15 protein-coding genes are annotated in these 17,110 nt (G+C 56.3%); 11 read left to right on the forward strand and 4 right to left on the reverse strand.

Features of this window, described 5'->3' with window-relative positions:
• Window positions 1–100: 100 nt before the first annotated feature.
• Window positions 101–1,312 (reverse strand): CaiB/BaiF CoA transferase family protein, encoded by a 1,212-nt coding sequence (locus RSQ48_RS06955; protein ID WP_240208806.1) that lies wholly within the window; start codon window positions 1,310–1,312, stop codon window positions 101–103.
• Window positions 1,313–1,485: 173 nt separating this feature from the next.
• Between RSQ48_RS06955 and tig the strand changes: the two genes are divergently transcribed.
• The 4 genes from tig to lon all read left to right on the forward strand — a co-directional run bounded on the left by tig (window position 1,486) and on the right by lon (window position 7,582).
• Entirely contained in the window at window positions 1,486–2,796 is a 1,311-nt protein-coding gene (gene tig / locus RSQ48_RS06960; RefSeq protein ID WP_059317756.1) for a trigger factor, read from the forward strand.
• Window positions 2,797–3,450 carry an ATP-dependent Clp endopeptidase proteolytic subunit ClpP gene (gene clpP, locus RSQ48_RS06965; protein WP_039943264.1) on the forward strand — a complete coding sequence of 218 codons (654 nt, stop codon included), beginning with the start codon at window positions 2,797–2,799 and terminating at the stop codon, window positions 3,448–3,450.
• Window positions 3,451–3,550: 100 nt separating this feature from the next.
• Window positions 3,551–4,852, forward strand: coding sequence for an ATP-dependent Clp protease ATP-binding subunit ClpX (clpX, locus tag RSQ48_RS06970; protein ID WP_039943329.1), 1,302 nt, complete (start codon window positions 3,551–3,553; stop codon window positions 4,850–4,852).
• 264 nt (window positions 4,853–5,116) lie between these two features.
• Window positions 5,117–7,582 carry an endopeptidase La gene (lon, locus tag RSQ48_RS06975; RefSeq protein ID WP_240208805.1) on the forward strand — a complete coding sequence of 822 codons (2,466 nt, stop codon included), beginning with the start codon at window positions 5,117–5,119 and terminating at the stop codon, window positions 7,580–7,582.
• A 215-nt stretch (window positions 7,583–7,797) separates the two neighbouring features.
• Here the strand turns inward: lon and lexA are convergent, their stop codons facing one another.
• The 3 genes from lexA to RSQ48_RS06990 all read right to left on the reverse strand — a co-directional run bounded on the left by lexA (window position 7,798) and on the right by RSQ48_RS06990 (window position 10,398).
• A complete protein-coding gene (gene lexA, locus RSQ48_RS06980) occupies window positions 7,798–8,457 on the reverse strand; it encodes a transcriptional repressor LexA (protein ID WP_003801392.1) in 660 nt (219 codons plus the stop codon).
• Between the two features lie 81 nt (window positions 8,458–8,538).
• Complete coding sequence (locus RSQ48_RS06985) at window positions 8,539–9,123, reverse strand: GNAT family N-acetyltransferase (protein WP_240208804.1); 585 nt, start codon at window positions 9,121–9,123, stop codon at window positions 8,539–8,541.
• A gap of 72 nt (window positions 9,124–9,195) precedes the next feature.
• Window positions 9,196–10,398, reverse strand: a complete 1,203-nt coding sequence (locus tag RSQ48_RS06990) for an amino acid aminotransferase (protein ID WP_003801389.1) — start codon at window positions 10,396–10,398, stop codon at window positions 9,196–9,198.
• Between the two features lie 84 nt (window positions 10,399–10,482).
• Between RSQ48_RS06990 and uvrB the strand changes: the two genes are divergently transcribed.
• The 7 genes from uvrB to RSQ48_RS07025 all read left to right on the forward strand — a co-directional run bounded on the left by uvrB (window position 10,483) and on the right by RSQ48_RS07025 (window position 16,850).
• Window positions 10,483–12,504, forward strand: a complete 2,022-nt coding sequence (uvrB, locus tag RSQ48_RS06995; RefSeq protein WP_240208803.1) for an excinuclease ABC subunit UvrB — start codon at window positions 10,483–10,485, stop codon at window positions 12,502–12,504.
• A gap of 367 nt (window positions 12,505–12,871) precedes the next feature.
• Window positions 12,872–13,363 carry a low molecular weight protein-tyrosine-phosphatase gene (locus RSQ48_RS07000; RefSeq protein ID WP_039943261.1) on the forward strand — a complete coding sequence of 164 codons (492 nt, stop codon included), beginning with the start codon at window positions 12,872–12,874 and terminating at the stop codon, window positions 13,361–13,363.
• Window positions 13,364–13,504: 141 nt separating this feature from the next.
• Window positions 13,505–13,981 (forward strand): Fe-S cluster assembly transcriptional regulator IscR, encoded by a 477-nt coding sequence (gene iscR, locus RSQ48_RS07005; protein ID WP_051010420.1) that lies wholly within the window; start codon window positions 13,505–13,507, stop codon window positions 13,979–13,981.
• Between the two features lie 33 nt (window positions 13,982–14,014).
• Window positions 14,015–15,208 (forward strand): IscS subfamily cysteine desulfurase, encoded by a 1,194-nt coding sequence (locus RSQ48_RS07010; RefSeq protein ID WP_059317754.1) that lies wholly within the window; start codon window positions 14,015–14,017, stop codon window positions 15,206–15,208.
• A complete protein-coding gene (locus tag RSQ48_RS07015) occupies window positions 15,205–15,588 on the forward strand; it encodes an iron-sulfur cluster assembly scaffold protein (RefSeq protein ID WP_240208802.1) in 384 nt (127 codons plus the stop codon). The genes RSQ48_RS07010 and RSQ48_RS07015 overlap by 4 nt, the downstream gene beginning before the upstream one ends.
• 53 nt (window positions 15,589–15,641) lie before the next feature.
• On the forward strand, window positions 15,642–15,965 hold the full coding sequence (locus tag RSQ48_RS07020) for a HesB/IscA family protein (RefSeq protein WP_003801383.1): 324 nt from the start codon (window positions 15,642–15,644) through the stop codon (window positions 15,963–15,965).
• A 6-nt stretch (window positions 15,966–15,971) separates the two neighbouring features.
• Window positions 15,972–16,850 (forward strand): methylglyoxal synthase, encoded by an 879-nt coding sequence (locus RSQ48_RS07025; RefSeq protein WP_059317753.1) that lies wholly within the window; start codon window positions 15,972–15,974, stop codon window positions 16,848–16,850.
• Window positions 16,851–17,110 lie beyond the last annotated feature (260 nt).

Here is a 17,110-nt window from a genome sequence, read left to right on the forward strand (position 1 = left end):
TTTCCAGCGTCTGGCCCTAGTGCACAGAGTTTATTTGCGGTGGTGGGTCGATTTGCTCGGGAGGCTACCTTCTGCGGCAGCCTATTGCGTATCACCCCATTCAGTGACGTTTAGGACTCTTGGCGATCAGGCCACGTGCCTGCCAATCAGCCTGCTGTTCGGCGCTGATGCCTAGGCTGTTCAAGATGTCTTCCGTGTCCTGGCCCAGACGGGGGGCGGGGCGGTATAGGCCGCCGGGCGTCTCGCTCAGCTTGGGGACGATGCCAGGGACTTTCAACGGTGTGCCATCGGGCAGTTGGCTGTCGAGCAACATGTCGCGTGCCTGATAGTGCGGGTCGGCCGCTATGTCGGCAATGTCGTAAACACGACCGGCTGGAACGCCTGCCTGATCCAGAATTTCCAGCACCTTGTCCAGTTCCAGGGCGCTGGCCCAGTGGCCGATGGCCGCATCAATCACACCTGCGCTCCTGGCACGCCCATCGTTATGGGCGTAGTCCGGGTTGTCGGCCATGTCGGCACGGCCAATTGCGACCATCAGGCGTTTGAAGATACTGTCGCCGTTGCCCGCGATCAAGGCATATTTACCATCTTTGCATACATAGGCATTGCTGGGCGTGATGCCCGGCAAGCTGCTGCCGGCTGGTTCACGTATGGCGCCAAACGCAGCGTATTCCGGTAGCAGGCTTTCCATCATGTTGAAAACGGCTTCGTAGAGGGCGACATCGATATACTGGCCGACGCCTCCGTTTTGTTCACGTTGCCGCAGAGCCATCATGATGCCGATGACGCCGTGCAAAGCGGCCAGCGAGTCGCCAATCGACACGCCGACACGCACGGGCGGGCGCCCGGCCTCGCCGCTCAGGTGGCGCAAGCCGCCCATGGCCTCACCGATGACGCCAAAGCCAGGCTTGTCCTTGTAAGGGCCGGTCTGTCCATAACCCGAGACCCGCAACATGATCAGGCCGGGATTGATTGCCTTGAGGTCTTCCCAGCCCAGCCCCCATTCCTCCAGGGCGCCAGGACGAAAATTCTCGATGAGGATGTCGCATTCCTTGACCAGGGCGCGCACCACGTCCTGGCATGCAGCTTGACGAAGGTCCAGAGCCAGCGACTTCTTGTTACGAGATTGCACCTCCCACCAGACCGAGTTACCGTCATGCAGCAAACGCCATTTACGCAAGGGGTCGCCGCCTTTAGGGGATTCGATCTTGATAACGTCTGCGCCAAATTCGCCCAGGATCTTGGCGGCAAAGGGGCCGGCGATCAATTGGCCCAGTTCCAGGACCCGGATGCCGCCTAAAGGGGTGTTCATGTGCATGTCAGTCTTGCGTCGGGAAGGTAAAGTAAGGGATGATAGTCCGGCACGGCTGTATTGTCTTGACAGGAAATTATGATTCAAAATACGTTTGTTTGGATTTACCGTGCCAGTTTCCGGTAAAATGCCGGATTACTCTTATCAATTACTCAATTTAATATAGGTCTTCAATGCAGCCCGAGGTTGAAATTCTGTCCGGCTTGGAGCGCCGAGTCGATGTGGTCGTTTCGGTGGCCGACGTAGAAAAACAAGTCCAGGCCCAGCTCAAGCGTGTGGCTCGTACGGCCAAGGTACAGGGCTTCCGTCCCGGTAAAGCGCCTTTGTCCGTTGTCGAGCGCAGCCACGGCCCTGGTATCCGTTACGACGCCATCAACGAAGAAATCGGCAAAGCTCTGGACAAAGTGATCCAGGACTCCAAACTGCGTGTTGCTGGCACGCCCAATCTGGAAGCCAAAGAAGGCGACGTGCCTGAAGGCACCATGGCCTTTACCGCCACGTTCGAAGTCTATCCTGAAGTGAGCTTGCCTGATTTGTCCAAGCTGGAAATCAAGCGTGCCAACACGCCTGTGACCGACGAAGACATCCAGCGCACCGTAGACGTGCTGCGCAAGCAACGTGCCAACTACGAATCCAGTGCTGATCGCGCGGCTCAGGAAGATGACCGTATCACGCTGGACTTTGTGGGCACCATCGACGGCGTCGCCTTTGAGGGCGGTAGCGCTGAAGGGTTCCAGTACCTGCAAGGTCGTGGCCGCATGCTGCCTGAGTTCGAAACGGCTGTTGCCGGTATGAAAGCAGGCGAAACCAAAACATTCCCTCTGGAATTCCCTGCCGATTACACCGGCAAGGAAGTGGCTGGCAAAACTGCCGAATTCAAGATCACCGTGACAGACGTGGCCCAGCCTGTTCTGCCCGAGCTGGATGCTGAATTTGCCAAATCCCTGGGTCAGGCTGAAGGCGATGTCGAGGCCCTGTTGGCTGATATCCGTGCCAACATTGAGCGCGAGATCAAGGCCCGTGTCCACGCTCGCAACAAGTCTGCTGTGATGGATGCATTGCTGTCTGCCAGCGATTTCGAGGTCCCCAAGGCCTTGGTGGACAACGACGTGCAAGGTCGTATTGCTTCGGCTCGCGCTGAACTGAAAGACCGTGGCGTGCCTGATGCCGACAAGATGCCTATTCCGGCCGAGGCGTTCCAGGAAGAATCCACTCGCCGTGTGCGTTTGGGTCTGCTGGTCTCCGAACTGGTCAAGGCCGCTGAATTGCAAGCCAAGCCAGAGCAGGTTCGCGCCCGCATCGAAGAATTTGCCCAGAACTACGAACAGCCCGCCCAAGTGGTGGCCTACTACTTGTCCGATCGCCAGCGTCGCGCCGAGATTGAGGCAGTGGTACTCGAAGACAATGTCGTCGAGCACGTACTGTCCCAGGCCAAGGTGACCGACGAGGAGGTGGCGTTCGACCAAATCATGGGAACCAACTAAATGTCGTCAACCTTTGTCGACTTCTACGCTTCAATGCATGGGGGGCACTCCGTTGCCCCTACGGGTTTGGGCTATGTGCCTATCGTGATCGAGCAGTCTGGTCGGGGAGAGCGTTCTTACGATATCTACTCCCGCCTGCTGCGCGAGCGCATCATTTTTCTGGTGGGCCCGGTTCATGACAACTCGGCCAATCTGATCGTGGCCCAGCTGCTGTTTCTGGAGTCGGAAAATCCTGAGAAGGATATTTCGCTCTACATCAATTCGCCCGGTGGCTCGGTCTATGCAGGCCTGGCCATCTACGACACGATGCAGTTCGTCAAGCCGGAAGTCTCGACATTGTGTACCGGCATGGCTGCCAGCATGGGTGCGTTCTTGCTGTCTTCGGGCGTCAAGGGCAAGCGCCTTGCCTTGCCCAACTCGCGCATCATGATTCATCAGCCCTCGGGCGGTGCGCGGGGGCAGGCTTCCGATATCCAGATTCAGGCCAAGGAAATTCTGAGCCTGCGCGAGCGTTTGAACAAGATCCTGGCCGAGAACTGCGGTCAGCCTGTCGAGCGTATCGAGCTGGATACCGAGCGTGACAACTTCATGGCAGCTGAAGACGCTGTGGCCTATGGCCTGATCGACAAGGTGATGAGTACTCGTGACGAGTAATCACCTTCCCCTGCGAGGGGCGGTCTGAAGCAGTACTATGGCTGTTCGGGGGCGGGACTTGTTCCCGTCCTTTTACCATCCTGAAGTGAAATTTAAATTTATGTCCGAAAAGAAATCGGCCGACGAGAAAGTTCTGCATTGCTCGTTTTGCAACAAAAGCCAGCATGAGGTCAAAAAACTGATCGCTGGGCCTTCGTCCGTGTTTATCTGCGACGAATGTATTGATCTGTGTACCGATATCATTCGTGACGAAGCGGCGGGCGCCACTCCTGATGGTGAACGCAAGGAATTGCCTACTCCCCGGGAAATCAAGGAATTTCTGGACGGGTATGTGATTGGCCAGGAGATGCCCAAGCGCACCTTGGCCGTAGCGGTGTACAACCACTACAAACGAATTCGTAGCGGCAAGGCAAGCCGTGACGATGTAGAGCTGTCCAAAAGCAATATCTTGCTGATCGGGCCAACGGGTTCGGGCAAAACGCTGCTGGCCCAGACACTGGCCCGCATGCTGGATGTGCCTTTTGTGATGGCCGACGCCACGACGCTGACCGAGGCCGGCTACGTGGGCGAGGACGTTGAGAACATCGTTCAAAAACTGCTGCAAAACTGCGATTACGATGTGGAAAAAGCGCAGCGCGCCATTATCTACATCGACGAAATCGACAAGATTTCCCGCAAGTCGGATAACCCTTCGATCACCCGCGACGTCTCGGGCGAGGGCGTGCAACAGGCACTGCTCAAGCTGATTGAAGGTACGGTGGCGTCTGTGCCCCCGCAAGGTGGCCGCAAACATCCGAATCAGGACTTTGTGCAAGTGGATACCACGAGCATTCTGTTCATTGTGGGTGGTGCCTTTGACGGTCTGGAAAAGGTGATCCGAGACCGTACGGAAAAATCTGGCATTGGCTTTGCTGCTTCGGTGAAAGCCAAGTCTGAGCGCGGCGTTGGCGAATTGTTCTCCGAAGCCGAACCCGAGGATCTGATCAAGTTTGGTCTGATTCCCGAGCTGGTGGGCCGGTTGCCAGTGGTAGCCACGCTGGAAGAGTTGCATGAAGATGCGTTGATCCGCATCCTGACCGAGCCTCGCAATGCGCTGGTCAAGCAATTCCAGAAATTGCTGAACATGGAAGGGGTGGAGCTGGAAGTTCAGCCCGAAGCCCTGCGCGCCGTTGCTCAGCGGGCCATTAAACGTCGCACCGGCGCTCGCGGTCTGCGCAGTATTGTCGAGCAGGCCCTGCTTGATACCATGTACGAGTTGCCCTCGCGCAAGGACGTCAGCAAAGTGGTGCTGACCGAAGATGCGGTTCTTGGAAAGAGTAAACCCGAATTGATTTTGGGTCGTCCTTTGTCCGATAGTGAAGCCAGTGACACTGAGTCGCCCTTGAAAAACGCAGTAGCTTAGAGATATTTCCTTGCTGGTGCTCGCTCTGGCTTCGGTCAGAGGCGCGCAGGCAAGACAGGGCGGCAGGCAAGGATTAAGAAAGGGGTGAGAAACCTACGGGCGTAAACGTTGGCCTTTCTTTAACTTTGTAAAGTTCTGTTCTCATGTTCGTTCGGCCTACTTGAAATATCAAAATTTGCCACAATCTGAGCTACAACAGGTTAAACCGTGAAAGGGAAGCCCAGGCTTCCCTTTTGCGTCTAAGGACATTTATAGGAAATGACTATGTCTGCGAGCCAGATTCTTTCTACGGAACCTATTGAGCTGCCGCTGCTTCCTTTGCGCGATGTAGTGGTGTTCCCTCACATGGTGATTCCGCTTTTTGTGGGCCGGCCTCGCTCGATTAAAGCTCTTGAGCTGGCGATGGAGTCCGGCAACAATATTATGCTGGTGGCGCAAAAGTCCGCGGGCAAGGACGATCCTGCTCCCGAGGATCTCTACGAAATTGCGTGTGCGGCCAGTATTTTGCAAATGCTCAAGCTGCCCGATGGCACGGTTAAGGTGCTGGTCGAGGGTTTGCAGCGCGCTCGCATCACGCAGGTTCAGGATGCGGAAACCCACTTCATGGCCTCCGTGGTCGAGGTGCCCGGTGATGCCGGTGATGCGGCTGAAACCGAAGCGCTGCGCCGTGCTGTGCTGAGCCAGTTCGAGCAATACGTCAAATTGAACAAGAAAATTCCTCAGGAGATTCTCACTTCTCTGACGGGGATTGATGACGCCGGTCGTCTGGCCGATACCATTGCTGCTCACTTGCCTTTGAAGTTAGAGCAAAAGCAAGGCATGCTGGAAACGCCCAAGGCTATGGAGCGCCTGGAAGGTTTGTTGTCTCAGTTGGAAGGCGAAATTGACATCTTGCAGGTCGAGAAGCGTATTCGCGGCCGTGTGAAAAAGCAGATGGAAAAGAGCCAGCGTGATTACTATCTGAATGAGCAGGTCAAGGCCATTCAGAAAGAGTTGGGCGAAGGCGAGGACGGTGCGGATGTTGAAGAGCTGGAAAAACGCATTGAACAGGCCCAACTGAGCAAAGAGGCGCTTAAGAAAGCCGAATCCGAAATGAAGAAGCTCAAGCTGATGTCGCCGATGTCAGCCGAAGCTACGGTGGTGCGCAACTACATTGAAACGCTGGTCGGCTTGCCGTGGCGTAAAAAGAGCCGTATCAATAACTCCTTGAGCAATGCCCAGGATGTGTTGGATGCGGATCACTTTGGCCTGGAGAAGGTCAAGGAACGGATTGTCGAGTACCTGGCAGTGCAGCAGCGCGTGGACAAGCTCAAGGCACCTATCCTGTGTCTGGTTGGCCCTCCGGGTGTGGGTAAAACCTCTTTGGGTCAGTCGATAGCCAAGGCCACGAACCGCAAGTTCATTCGCATGGCTTTGGGTGGGGTGCGTGACGAGGCCGAGATTCGTGGTCACCGCCGTACGTACATCGGCTCCATGCCCGGCAAGGTGGTTCAGAACATGAGCAAGGTGGGTGTACGCAACCCGCTGTTCCTGTTGGATGAGATCGACAAGATGGGTGCGGATTTCCGTGGTGATCCATCCTCGGCATTGCTGGAGGTTCTGGACCCTGAACAAAACCACACCTTCCAGGATCACTACCTGGAAGTGGACTACGACCTGTCCGATGTGATGTTTGTGGCAACCAGCAACACCTTGAATATTCCACCGGCCCTGCTGGACCGTATGGAAGTGATTCGTCTGTCGGGTTACACCGAAGACGAAAAGGTGCGGATTGCCTTCGATTACCTTCTGCCCAAGCTGATGAAAAACAACGGCGTACGCGAAGGCGAACTCGAGGTGACGGAAGATGCCGTGCGCGACATCGTACGCTACTACACGCGGGAAGCGGGTGTCCGTTCGCTGGAGCGGGAAATCAGCAAAATCTGCCGCAAGGTGGTTCGCAAATTGCTGGTAGCCAATCCTCAGGCTGGCACACGAGCGTCCCGTCACAAGGTTTTGACGCAGGAAACCCTGGTGGTTACCTCGGAGAACCTGAGCGAATACCTGGGCGTGCGTCGTTTCTCCTTCGGCCTGGCCGAGAAAGAGAACAAGATTGGTCAGGTGACTGGTCTGGCCTGGACCGAGGTGGGTGGCGATTTGCTGACCATCGAAGTCGCCGATATGCCCGGTAAAGGCAATGTGCTGCGTACCGGTTCGATCGGTGACGTGATGAAAGAGTCGGTCGAAGCGGCCCGTACGGTTGTGCGATCCCGTGCTCAGAAGTGGGGTATCCCCAATACGGTGTTTGAGAAGCGTGATCTGCACGTACACTTTCCAGAGGGCGCGACGCCCAAGGATGGTCCATCGGCCGGTATCGCCATCACGACCGCTATCGTATCCAGCCTGACGGGTATTCCGGTTCGTGCCGACGTGGCCATGACGGGTGAAATCACCTTGCGCGGCGAAGTTCTGCCTATCGGTGGCTTGAAAGAGAAGCTGTTGGCAGCGCAACGCGGCGGTATCAAAACCGTGATGATCCCGGAGGAAAACGTCAAGGACTTGGCGGATATTCCCGATAACGTGAAAAACACGCTGGAGATCATTCCGGTGCGTTGGATTGATCGCGTATTGGAAGTAGCGCTGCAAGATCCCGTCACGCCCTTGAGCGACGAGGAAGTGGCTCGTTTGGCTGCTGAAGCCCTGGCGGCCTCTCGTGCTGCTGGTGCTGGCTCCGAGTCATTCAAGCACTAAGCCGTTCTTTCTCGCAGGACCAAAAACAGGCTACCTTGGGTTCAAGGTAGCCTGTTTGCATGTTGGGAGTGCTACCCAGGCGGGGCTGAGTCATTCCTGCGCTTGCCGTGCCTGGTAGGGGCAAGCCGCAAAAAAAGCCCCATAGTCCACAATGGGGTATGGGGTTTTGAGCTTGGTCTGTGTATGTCGCCCGGAACCTGGGCCAGGACAGGGGCTTAATGGAGCGGGTTGGTGCGAATGAGACCGACAGCAATGCCTTCCAGGGACAGGGAGTCGGGATCAGTGACGACAATCGGCTCAAAGTCCGGGTTTTCGGGCAAGAGGATTACCTGATTGCTGGAGCGTGACAGGCGCTTGACCGTGACATCATCCCCAATGCGAACCACCACAATCTGACCATTACGTGCCTCGGTGGTTTTTTTGACTGCCAGCAGGTCCCCATCGAAAATACCGGCGTCTTTCATGCTCAGGCCACGTACACGCAGCAGATAGTCGGGCGTTTGAGAGAAAAGGGTGGGGGCAACGCCAATTTCGCGCTCGATATGCTCGGTGGCCAGAATAGGACTGCCGGCGGCAACGCGACCAATGATCGGCAGCAAAAGTGCATCGGCCAAATTGGCCAGTACGTTGTTGCTGCTAGGCGTACTGTCGCGGGTGTCCGTGCCGAGCAGTCGTATGCCGCGCGAAGCGCCGGCCGTCAGCTCGATAGCGCCTTTACGGGCCAGAGCCTTCAAATGATCTTCGGCTGCATTGGCGGACTTAAAGCCCAGCACCTGAGCGATCTCGGCTCGAGTGGGAGGGAAACCGGTCCGTTCGATCTCGGAACGGATGATGTCCAGCACTTGTTGTTGGCGTGCAGTGAGCTTGGCGGTCATAGTATTGTCTGCTGAATATATATACAGTAAAGATTGTGCGTTACCGTTCGTGTTTTGGCAAGCGGCTCAGGCCGTAAAGACTTAACTTTTGGCCTTTGGTGGCACCGAAGCGGGCGGGTTCCAATCCTTGCGGTCCAGTGTATACAGAACATGCGGCACAAGTTTGTGGCCGGCAGGGACGCCGGGATGATCGAAGGTGCCCGGCTGCTCCGTCATGCCCAGACGTTGCATAACGGTTTGCGAAGGGAGGTTCAGTTGCGCGGTGTAAGCAACGATCTGCTCCAGCTCCAGTTCTTTGAAAGCAAAGGCTAGGCAGGCGCGAGCCGCTTCCGTCGCAAACCCCTTGCCCCAGTACTCGGGTAACAGGCGCCAGACCAGTTCTACGCAAGGTTGAAAATACAGGTCGGCCGTGGGGCGGTTCAAGCCCACCATGCCGATGAATGCGCCGGTTTCGTTCAGTTCTACTGCCCAAGGGCCCCAGCCGTGTTCTTCGATCAGACTTTGGCTTCGCTGAGCGATGGCATCACTTTGAGCACGATCCAGCGTTGCGGGATAAAAGCGTAGTGCATGCGGATCACGGTTCAAACGGTGAAAGGGCTCCAGATCGGTGGCGTTCCAAGGGCGGAGAAGCAGGCGGTCGGTATGTAGGGAAATCGCGTCGGTCATGAGTGTTTTCCAAGGGCTGTAACAACAACGCCCTTCCGGAGAAGGGCGTTGGTGGGTAGGGCTAAGGCCGGCTTATTTCAGGACTTGAGCGATGGCCTTGGCCACGACGTCAATGTTCTGGCTGTTCAGTGCGGCAACGCAGATGCGGCCGCTGCTGACCGCGTAAATCCCATGCTCCTGGCGCAGACGCTCTACTTGCTCGGCGGTCAGGCCCGAGTAGGAGAACATGCCGCGCTGTTGCAGAACGAAGTCGAAGTTTTGTGCGACGCCGTGCTCTTTCAGCTTGGCAACCAGCTGGGCGCGCATGTCGCGGATGCGCTCACGCATGCCGGCCAGTTCAGTGGCCCAGGTCTGGAACAATTCGGGAGAGTTCAGTACCGTGGCCACTACTTTGCCACCGTGGGTAGGGGGGTTGGAGTAGTTGGTGCGAATCACGCGCTTGACCTGACTGAGCACGCGCGACGTCTCATCCTTGCTGGATGTGACCAGGGTCAGGGCACCCACACGCTCACCGTACAGCGAAAAGGATTTGGAGAACGAGGAGCTGATGAACATGGACAGCCCCAGCTTGGCAAACAGGCGCACGACGCTGGCGTCTTCGTCCAGGCCGTCACCGAAGCCCTGGTAGGCAATGTCCAGGAATGGAACCAGTTGACGCTCTTTAATCAGTTCGGCGATCTGTGCCCATTGTTCCATGCTGGGGTCCACGCCCGTGGGATTGTGGCAGCAGGCGTGCAGCACCACGATGGACTGGGCGGGCATGGTGCGCAAGGACGCGATCATGCCTTCAAAGTTCAGGCCATGGGTGGCTGCATCGTAATAGGTGTAGGTGTCGACCGTGAAGCCCGCACGCTCGAACAGGGCGCGGTGATTTTCCCAGCTTGGATCGCTGATGTAGACCTTGGACTGGGGCAGCAGCTGCTGCAGGAAATCGGCACCGATTTTCAGTGCGCCGGTCCCGCCCAGAGATTGGACAGTCAGGGCGCGTCCTTCGGCAATGACGGGGGAGTCAGCGCCCAGCAACAGGGTTTGAGCGCCCAGATTGTAGGTGTTGATCCCTTCGATGGGCAGGTAGCTGCGGGCAGCAGCAGTGCTCATCATGGCTTGTTCAGCCTTCTGAACCGCCTGCAAAATCGGGATTCGCCCTTGATCGTCGTAGTAAACACCGACTCCAAGATTTACTTTGCCGCTGCGTTCGTCGGCATTGTATTGTTCGTTCAAACCCAAAATGGGGTCGCGTGGAGCCAGTTCGACGGTTTCGAAGAGCGATGTCATGATGATATGGGGGCGTTAGTGCGGAAAGGTAGAAAAACAAAGCATTAATGTGATAATACGGGCTTACCCTAAAGTGTGTCTAGCATGAAATTTGAGCCTGCCTTTCAAGAATTTCCGGGGAGTTCCTTCAAACTTTTCCAACCTTATTTGCCTGCTGGCGACCAGCCGGCGGCCATCGAGCAGTTGGTCGAAGGGATTAATGATGGCTTGATGTACCAGACTCTGCTGGGGGTGACGGGCTCGGGCAAAACCTACACCATGGCCAACATCATCGCGCGTACGGGACGTCCAGCCATTGTGCTGGCACCCAATAAAACCCTGGCAGCGCAGTTGTATGCCGAGATGCGCGAGTTCTTTCCGCGCAATGCCGTCGAGTATTTTGTTTCTTACTACGACTACTATCAGCCCGAGGCCTATGTGCCCTCGCGAGATCTGTTCATTGAAAAGGACTCGTCCATCAATGAGCACATCGAGCAGATGCGTTTGTCAGCCACGAAAAGCCTGCTGGAGCGACCCGACACCATTATTGTGGGCACCGTGTCCTGCATTTACGGCATAGGTAATCCGGGTGACTACCACGCCATGGTGCTGACCTTGCGCAAAGGCGACCGTATTGCCCGGCAGGAACTGCTGGCGCGTCTTGTGGCCATGCAATATGAGCGTAACGACCTGGATTTTCAGCGTGGGGTGTTTCGGGCCCGCGGTGAGGTGGTTGATATTTTTCCGGCGGAAAACGCGGAGCTGGCTTTGCGGGTCAGTCTGTTTGATGACGAACTGGAAGAGCTGGAGCTGTTTGACCCGCTGACCGGCAAAGTGGTGCAAAAGCTCAACCGCTTTACGGTGTTCCCCAGTTCTCACTACGTGACGCCGCGTGAAACGGTGTTGCGGGCGATTGAAACCATCAAGATGGAGCTGCGTGAACGGTTGGAGTTTCTGACCCGTGAAGGGCATCTGGTCGAGGCGCAACGCCTGGAGCAGCGTACCCGTTTTGATCTGGAAATGCTGCAGGAACTGGGGTTCTGCAAGGGAATCGAAAACTATTCGCGGCATTTGTCGGGTGCGGCGCCGGGCGATCCGCCACCGACACTGATTGATTACCTGCCGCGCAATTCCCTGATGTTCATCGATGAAAGCCATGTCACGATCGGGCAATTAGGGGCCATGTATCGAGGTGACCGTTCTCGTAAGGAAACCCTGGTGCAGTTCGGCTTTCGTCTGCCCTCTGCGATGGATAACCGGCCGTTGAAGCTGGAAGAGTTCGAGCGTCGCATGCCGCAGACCGTGTTTGTGTCAGCCACGCCGGCCGCGTACGAGCAGGAACACGCGGACAATGTGGTCGAACAGGTGGTGCGGCCTACTGGCCTGGTGGACCCGGAGATTGAGGTGCGTCCGGCTACCACCCAGGTCGATGATCTGCTCGGTGAAATCAAGCTGCGTACTGCCCAGCAGAACCGGGTGTTGGTGACCACACTGACCAAGCGTATGTCGGAGGACTTGACCGAGTATTTGTCCGAAAACGGAATACGCGTGCGCTATCTGCACTCCGATATTGATACGGTTGAGCGCGCCGAGATCATTCGAGATTTGCGGTTGGGCGTGTTCGATGTTTTGGTGGGGATTAACTTGCTGCGCGAGGGTCTGGATTTGCCCGAGGTGTCTTTGGTGGCGATTCTGGATGCGGACAAGGAAGGCTTCCTGCGTTCGGAGCGCAGCCTGATTCAAACCATCGGTCGGGCGGCGCGCAACCTTAACGGCAAAGCCATTTTGTATGCCGACAGGATGACCGATTCCATGCATCGGGCCATTGAGGAAACCGAGCGGCGTCGAGCTAAACAAATTGCTTTTAATGAGGAGAACGGCATTACGCCACGTGGTGTCAACAAGGCTGTGCGCGAGCTGATTGATGGTGTGGTGGCGTCTGATCCGACTGCCGGTTTGCGCGAGGACATTCCCGAGGAGCTGATCCGCGATGAAAAGGCGGCTGCCCGCGAGATCAAGCGTTTAGAAAAAGAGATGATGGATCACGCGCGCAACCTGGAGTTTGAGCAGGCTGCGGCTGCCCGCGACAAGCTGCAACGACTCAAGGCCAAGCTGCTCATGGGGTGATGTGCCGCAAGGCCTGATCGGACAGGGGAAATCAAGGCGCTTCTTTGAACTAAGGAGCGCTTCTTTTATTGTTTTGTTGTGTATTTGCAACTCTTTCTGGACGGATAGTCAGAAAAAACAGGGTTCGGCTATCCGCTTTCATCGCACAGGTGTATTGCTTGATTTACCTCAGCCCATCAAGGGCCTTGATCCGCTAAGCAAACAGTGCCGCGCCTTTGGTTTATTCCATACGTCCATCCTTGGCGTATAGCGCTGATTTGCAGCCTCCAAACGATACGGTTTTGCGGTTTTCAAAGCGGTTGACGGGGGCTGTTTCAGGCTCTGTTCTGTCTTGCCTTATTTGGGGTTTTCCCGCAGACTTTGACGCATTATGAGTAAGGTTCTGTTTGTCTGTACAGGGAATATTTGCCGCTCTCCCAGCGCCGAAGGCGTCTTGCGCCAACTGGTCGACCAAGCCAGCTTGTCGGAAGATATTTTGGTGGATTCAGCCGCTACACATGGCTTTCATGTGGGCGAGCATCCTGACACACGCGCACAAATAGCCGCTCGTAAACGCGGTTATGACATCTCTGCCTATCAGGCCCGACAGGTCCAACGCGAGGACTTTCGCAACTTCGACCTTATCTTGAGCATGGACTGGGAAAACCACGCTGCTTTGCAGCAAATGTGTCCGCCCATTTATCGTCACAAGCTCATGCTGTTGATGCGTTTTGCCACCGACTACGAGGCGGCGACCGTGCCCGATCCTTATTATGGTGGCCAGGAAGGCTTCAATAAGGTCATGGACTATATCGAGGATGCCTGTCAGGGCGTATTCGAACTGGTTCGCAAGCGCGTCCCCCATTACCGTGCCGCCTGAGCGCCGCGATAACACTGCAGTATAAGTGTAAAAACACGCGCTCAAGCACGGTAGTTTCCCCTGTATTTGCTATACTGGACCAAATTGGTCGGATTTGCCTTTGGCATTCCGGCCGCTTTCGCCTTTGGCAAGGAAACTATCATGCGTTTGACGACAAAAGGGCGTTTCGCCGTAACCGCGATGATCGATCTTGCGCTGCGCCAGCAAAGTGGACCGGTGACGCTCGCAGGCATCAGCCAGCGACAGGGAATTTCGCTCTCCTATCTTGAACAGCTCTTTGGCAAACTGCGCCGCCATGAGCTGGTCGATAGCGTTCGAGGTCCAGGTGGTGGCTATACGCTTGCGCGTCTGGCCCGTCACATTACCGTTGCTGACATTGTGTTTGCGGTCGATGAGCCCGTTGATGCCACCCAGTGCGGTGGCAAGGGTAATTGCAAGCAAGGCACAAACGGACAGAAAGGCGAGTGCATGACTCACGAGCTTTGGGCGACGCTTAGTCGTAAAATGGTCGATTACCTGGATTCTGTCTCTTTGCAGGACTTGGTTGATCAGCAGCGTTTGCGTCAACTCAAGATGGCCGCCCAGGAAGCCGGCCAGCCAGAAGAATGTACCTTGTAGTGGACGCTCGCCGCTACTGATCCGGAGTTTTGTATGAGTCGCGCTCAGCGTATCTATATGGATTATGCCGCCACCACACCGGTAGACCCGCGTGTGGCCGACAGCATGATCCCCTGGTTGACGGAACGATTTGGCAACCCTGCCTCCAGCAGCCATCCTTACGGGTGGGATGCCGAAGAGGCGGTGGACCAAGCGCGCCGCCAGGTGGCCTCGCTGATCGGAGCGGAGCCGCGCGAGATCGTGTGGACCTCGGGGGCGACCGAGGCCATCAATTTGGCGTTAAAAGGGGCCGCTCAGTTTTATCAGGCCAAAGGCCGCCATATCATTACCGTCCGTACGGAGCACAAGGCCGTGCTCGATACCTGCCTGGCCTTGCAGGATGAAGGGTTTGAAATCACCTTTCTGGATGTACTGCCCAATGGACTCATTGACCCGCAGGTGTTTGCACAAGCCATTCGCCCAGACACGATTCTGGCCTCGGTCATGCTGGTCAATAACGAGATTGGCGTGATTCAGGATGTCCAGGCTTTGGGAGCTGTCTGCCGTGAGCACAAGGTGCTGTTCCATGTGGACGCAGCCCAGGCGACCGGTAAGGTGGCGATCAATGTGCAGGAGTGGCCGGTGGATCTGATGTCCATGTCGGCACACAAGACCTACGGCCCCAAAGGGATTGGCGCCCTGTACGTTCGTCGTAAGCCGGCGGTGCGTCTGAAAGCGCAGATCCATGGCGGGGGCCATGAGCGCGGTTTTCGTTCGGGTACTCTGGCAACGCATCAGATTGTCGGCATGGGGCGAGCTTTTGAGCTGGCTGCCCAGGAGATGGATCAGGACAATCAGCGCATTACGGCGCTGCGTGATCGTTTATGGGCGGGGCTGCAAAGTATCCCGGATCTTTACCTGAATGGAAGCTTGGAGCAGCGCGTTCCGCATAACCTGAATATCAGCGTGGATCATATTGAGGGTGAGGCCTTGATGATGGCCTTGACGGAGCTGGCTGTGTCCAGCGGTTCGGCCTGTACGTCGGCTAGCCTGGAGCCCTCCTATGTGTTGACCGCCCTGGGTCGTAGCGATCAGTTGGCGCACAGCTCCTTGCGTTTAAGTCTTGGCCGGTTCACCACCGAACAGGAGGTGGATGACACGATCGCCGCCATCGCCCGTGTGGTCGAACAGCTGCGGGCCATCTCGCCCTTGTGGGATGAGTCTGCGTCGGAGCCGTGCGCACAATGAGATATAGTGACGCCGTCATGGAGCATTTTCTGCACCCGCGTCATGTGGGTGTCCTGAACAGCAGTGATGCTGATGTGGGGACAGGGGAGGCGGGTAGCCATGAGACCGGGGCTGTCATCCGTATTCAGCTCAAGGTATCCGACCAGGGCCAGATTCAGGAGAGCTGTTTCAAGGCATATGGTTGTGGTTGCACCATTGCCGCTGCGTCGTTTGCCGCCCAGTGGTTGCAGAATCGCAGTCTGGAGCAGGCAGCCTGCTTTTCGTCCGCGGACGTGCAGCAAGCGTTGGAATTGCCCCCGGTCAAAGTGCATTGTGCTTTGTTGGCCCAGGAGGCGGTTCAGGCCGCCGTTGCCTCGGTGCAGAACAAAGGCGTGTTTTAGTTGTCCAAGCCTGAAGGCTGATTGTGCTTCAGGTGTATAGAAAGGAACAGATTATGTCTATTTCTCTTACTCAGCCCGCCGCAGAACATATCCAGCGTCATTTAAAAAAGCGTGGTGGCGGCTTGGGGCTACGTTTGGGTGTGCGCCTGACCGGTTGTTCGGGTCTGGCGTACAAACTGGATTTTGTTGATGAGCCGGTAGAAGGCGACCAACTGTTTGAAGAGCACGGCGTTAAACTGTTTGTTGATCCCAAAAGCCTGCCTTTCATCGATGGCACGCGTCTGGACTATGGCCGCGATGGCCTCAATGAAGGTTTCAAGTTCATCAATCCAAACGAGAAAGCCTCCTGCGGGTGTGGCGAATCGTTTACCGTGTAGGAACTCATGTCATTACGTTTCGGTTTGGCGGCCAATCAATTGCACCATGATTCGGCAGATGCGGCTCTGTTTCAGTGGTTGCGGCGTTCGGCCAGCGGTATTCGCGAATTGGAGATTGAGCTCTATACGGTAGGGCGTACCTGCAACGCGATTGAGCGTTCGGGCCTGCTGGAAGGTTACGGCGGCCTGGTTCGCTATCCCTACGGTCGTGATGGAGGGTTGATGAAACTGGTTGCCCGGGTGACGCAAAACCCGGACGGCACGCCGCCGTTTGATGGCGCCATTTACTTGATCGACCCGGTGGACCCTTCTTCCATTTTTCCGGAAGCCCTGGCGCTCAAGCGTCAGTGCATTACGCATGGTCGACCCTTTATCTCCACCTTGATGGGGGCCATTGAATGGATCGAAGTAGAGCGTGTCAGCCGAGGTTTGTGGCCAGACTCGAGCTGCAAACGTATTTTCGACTTCCCTAATCAAACCTTGGCCCTGATTGCGCATGATGCCCTCAAGGAGAAAATGGTTGATTTTGCCAGCAAGCATTTTGACCTGCTGTCGCGATTTGGGCAGCGTGTGGGGACGGGCACGACCAGTCGCTTGTTAAACGAGTTGGCCTGGTCCAAAGGCTGGCCCAAGGAAACACCTTGGATTCAGTCTTACTTGAGCGGCCCTTTGGGTGGCGATGCACAAATTGCGGAGCTGGTCTTGGAAAACCGTTGCCAGCGAGTGATCTTCTTTGAAGATCCGCACGTGGCGCGCCAGCACGAAGCCGACATTCAGTTGCTGGAACGCGCGGTGCGTGTGGTGGCGGATAAAGCCTCGTGTTTTTCTTCGCCTGAAGTGGCCCATAAATGGGCGCAGGCGGTGATGCGCTTGCCGGTGGATTGAATGAGCTGTCCGTACAGGCACCGCACGATGTATTGATCGTTGAGCAGACAACAAAAAGGACGCGTTAAGGCGTCCTTTTTGTTGTTCGGGAGGCATGGAGTGCACCAGGCAAGGGGGCATCCAACCTGGCTGTTGCGGCTTGACGAGGTGCTTCGGTCGATTCGGTATGCCGAATTACACCAGAGTCAGTGGCTCAACGAGCGAACATGGCTGTCAGGGTTGCGATGTTCAATCGCCCAGCGCTGTTTACCAAGACGCTC

The organism is Alcaligenes sp. SJTW-7 (assembly GCF_047716895.1).
GTDB lineage: Bacteria > Pseudomonadota > Gammaproteobacteria > Burkholderiales > Burkholderiaceae_B > Alcaligenes > Alcaligenes ammonioxydans.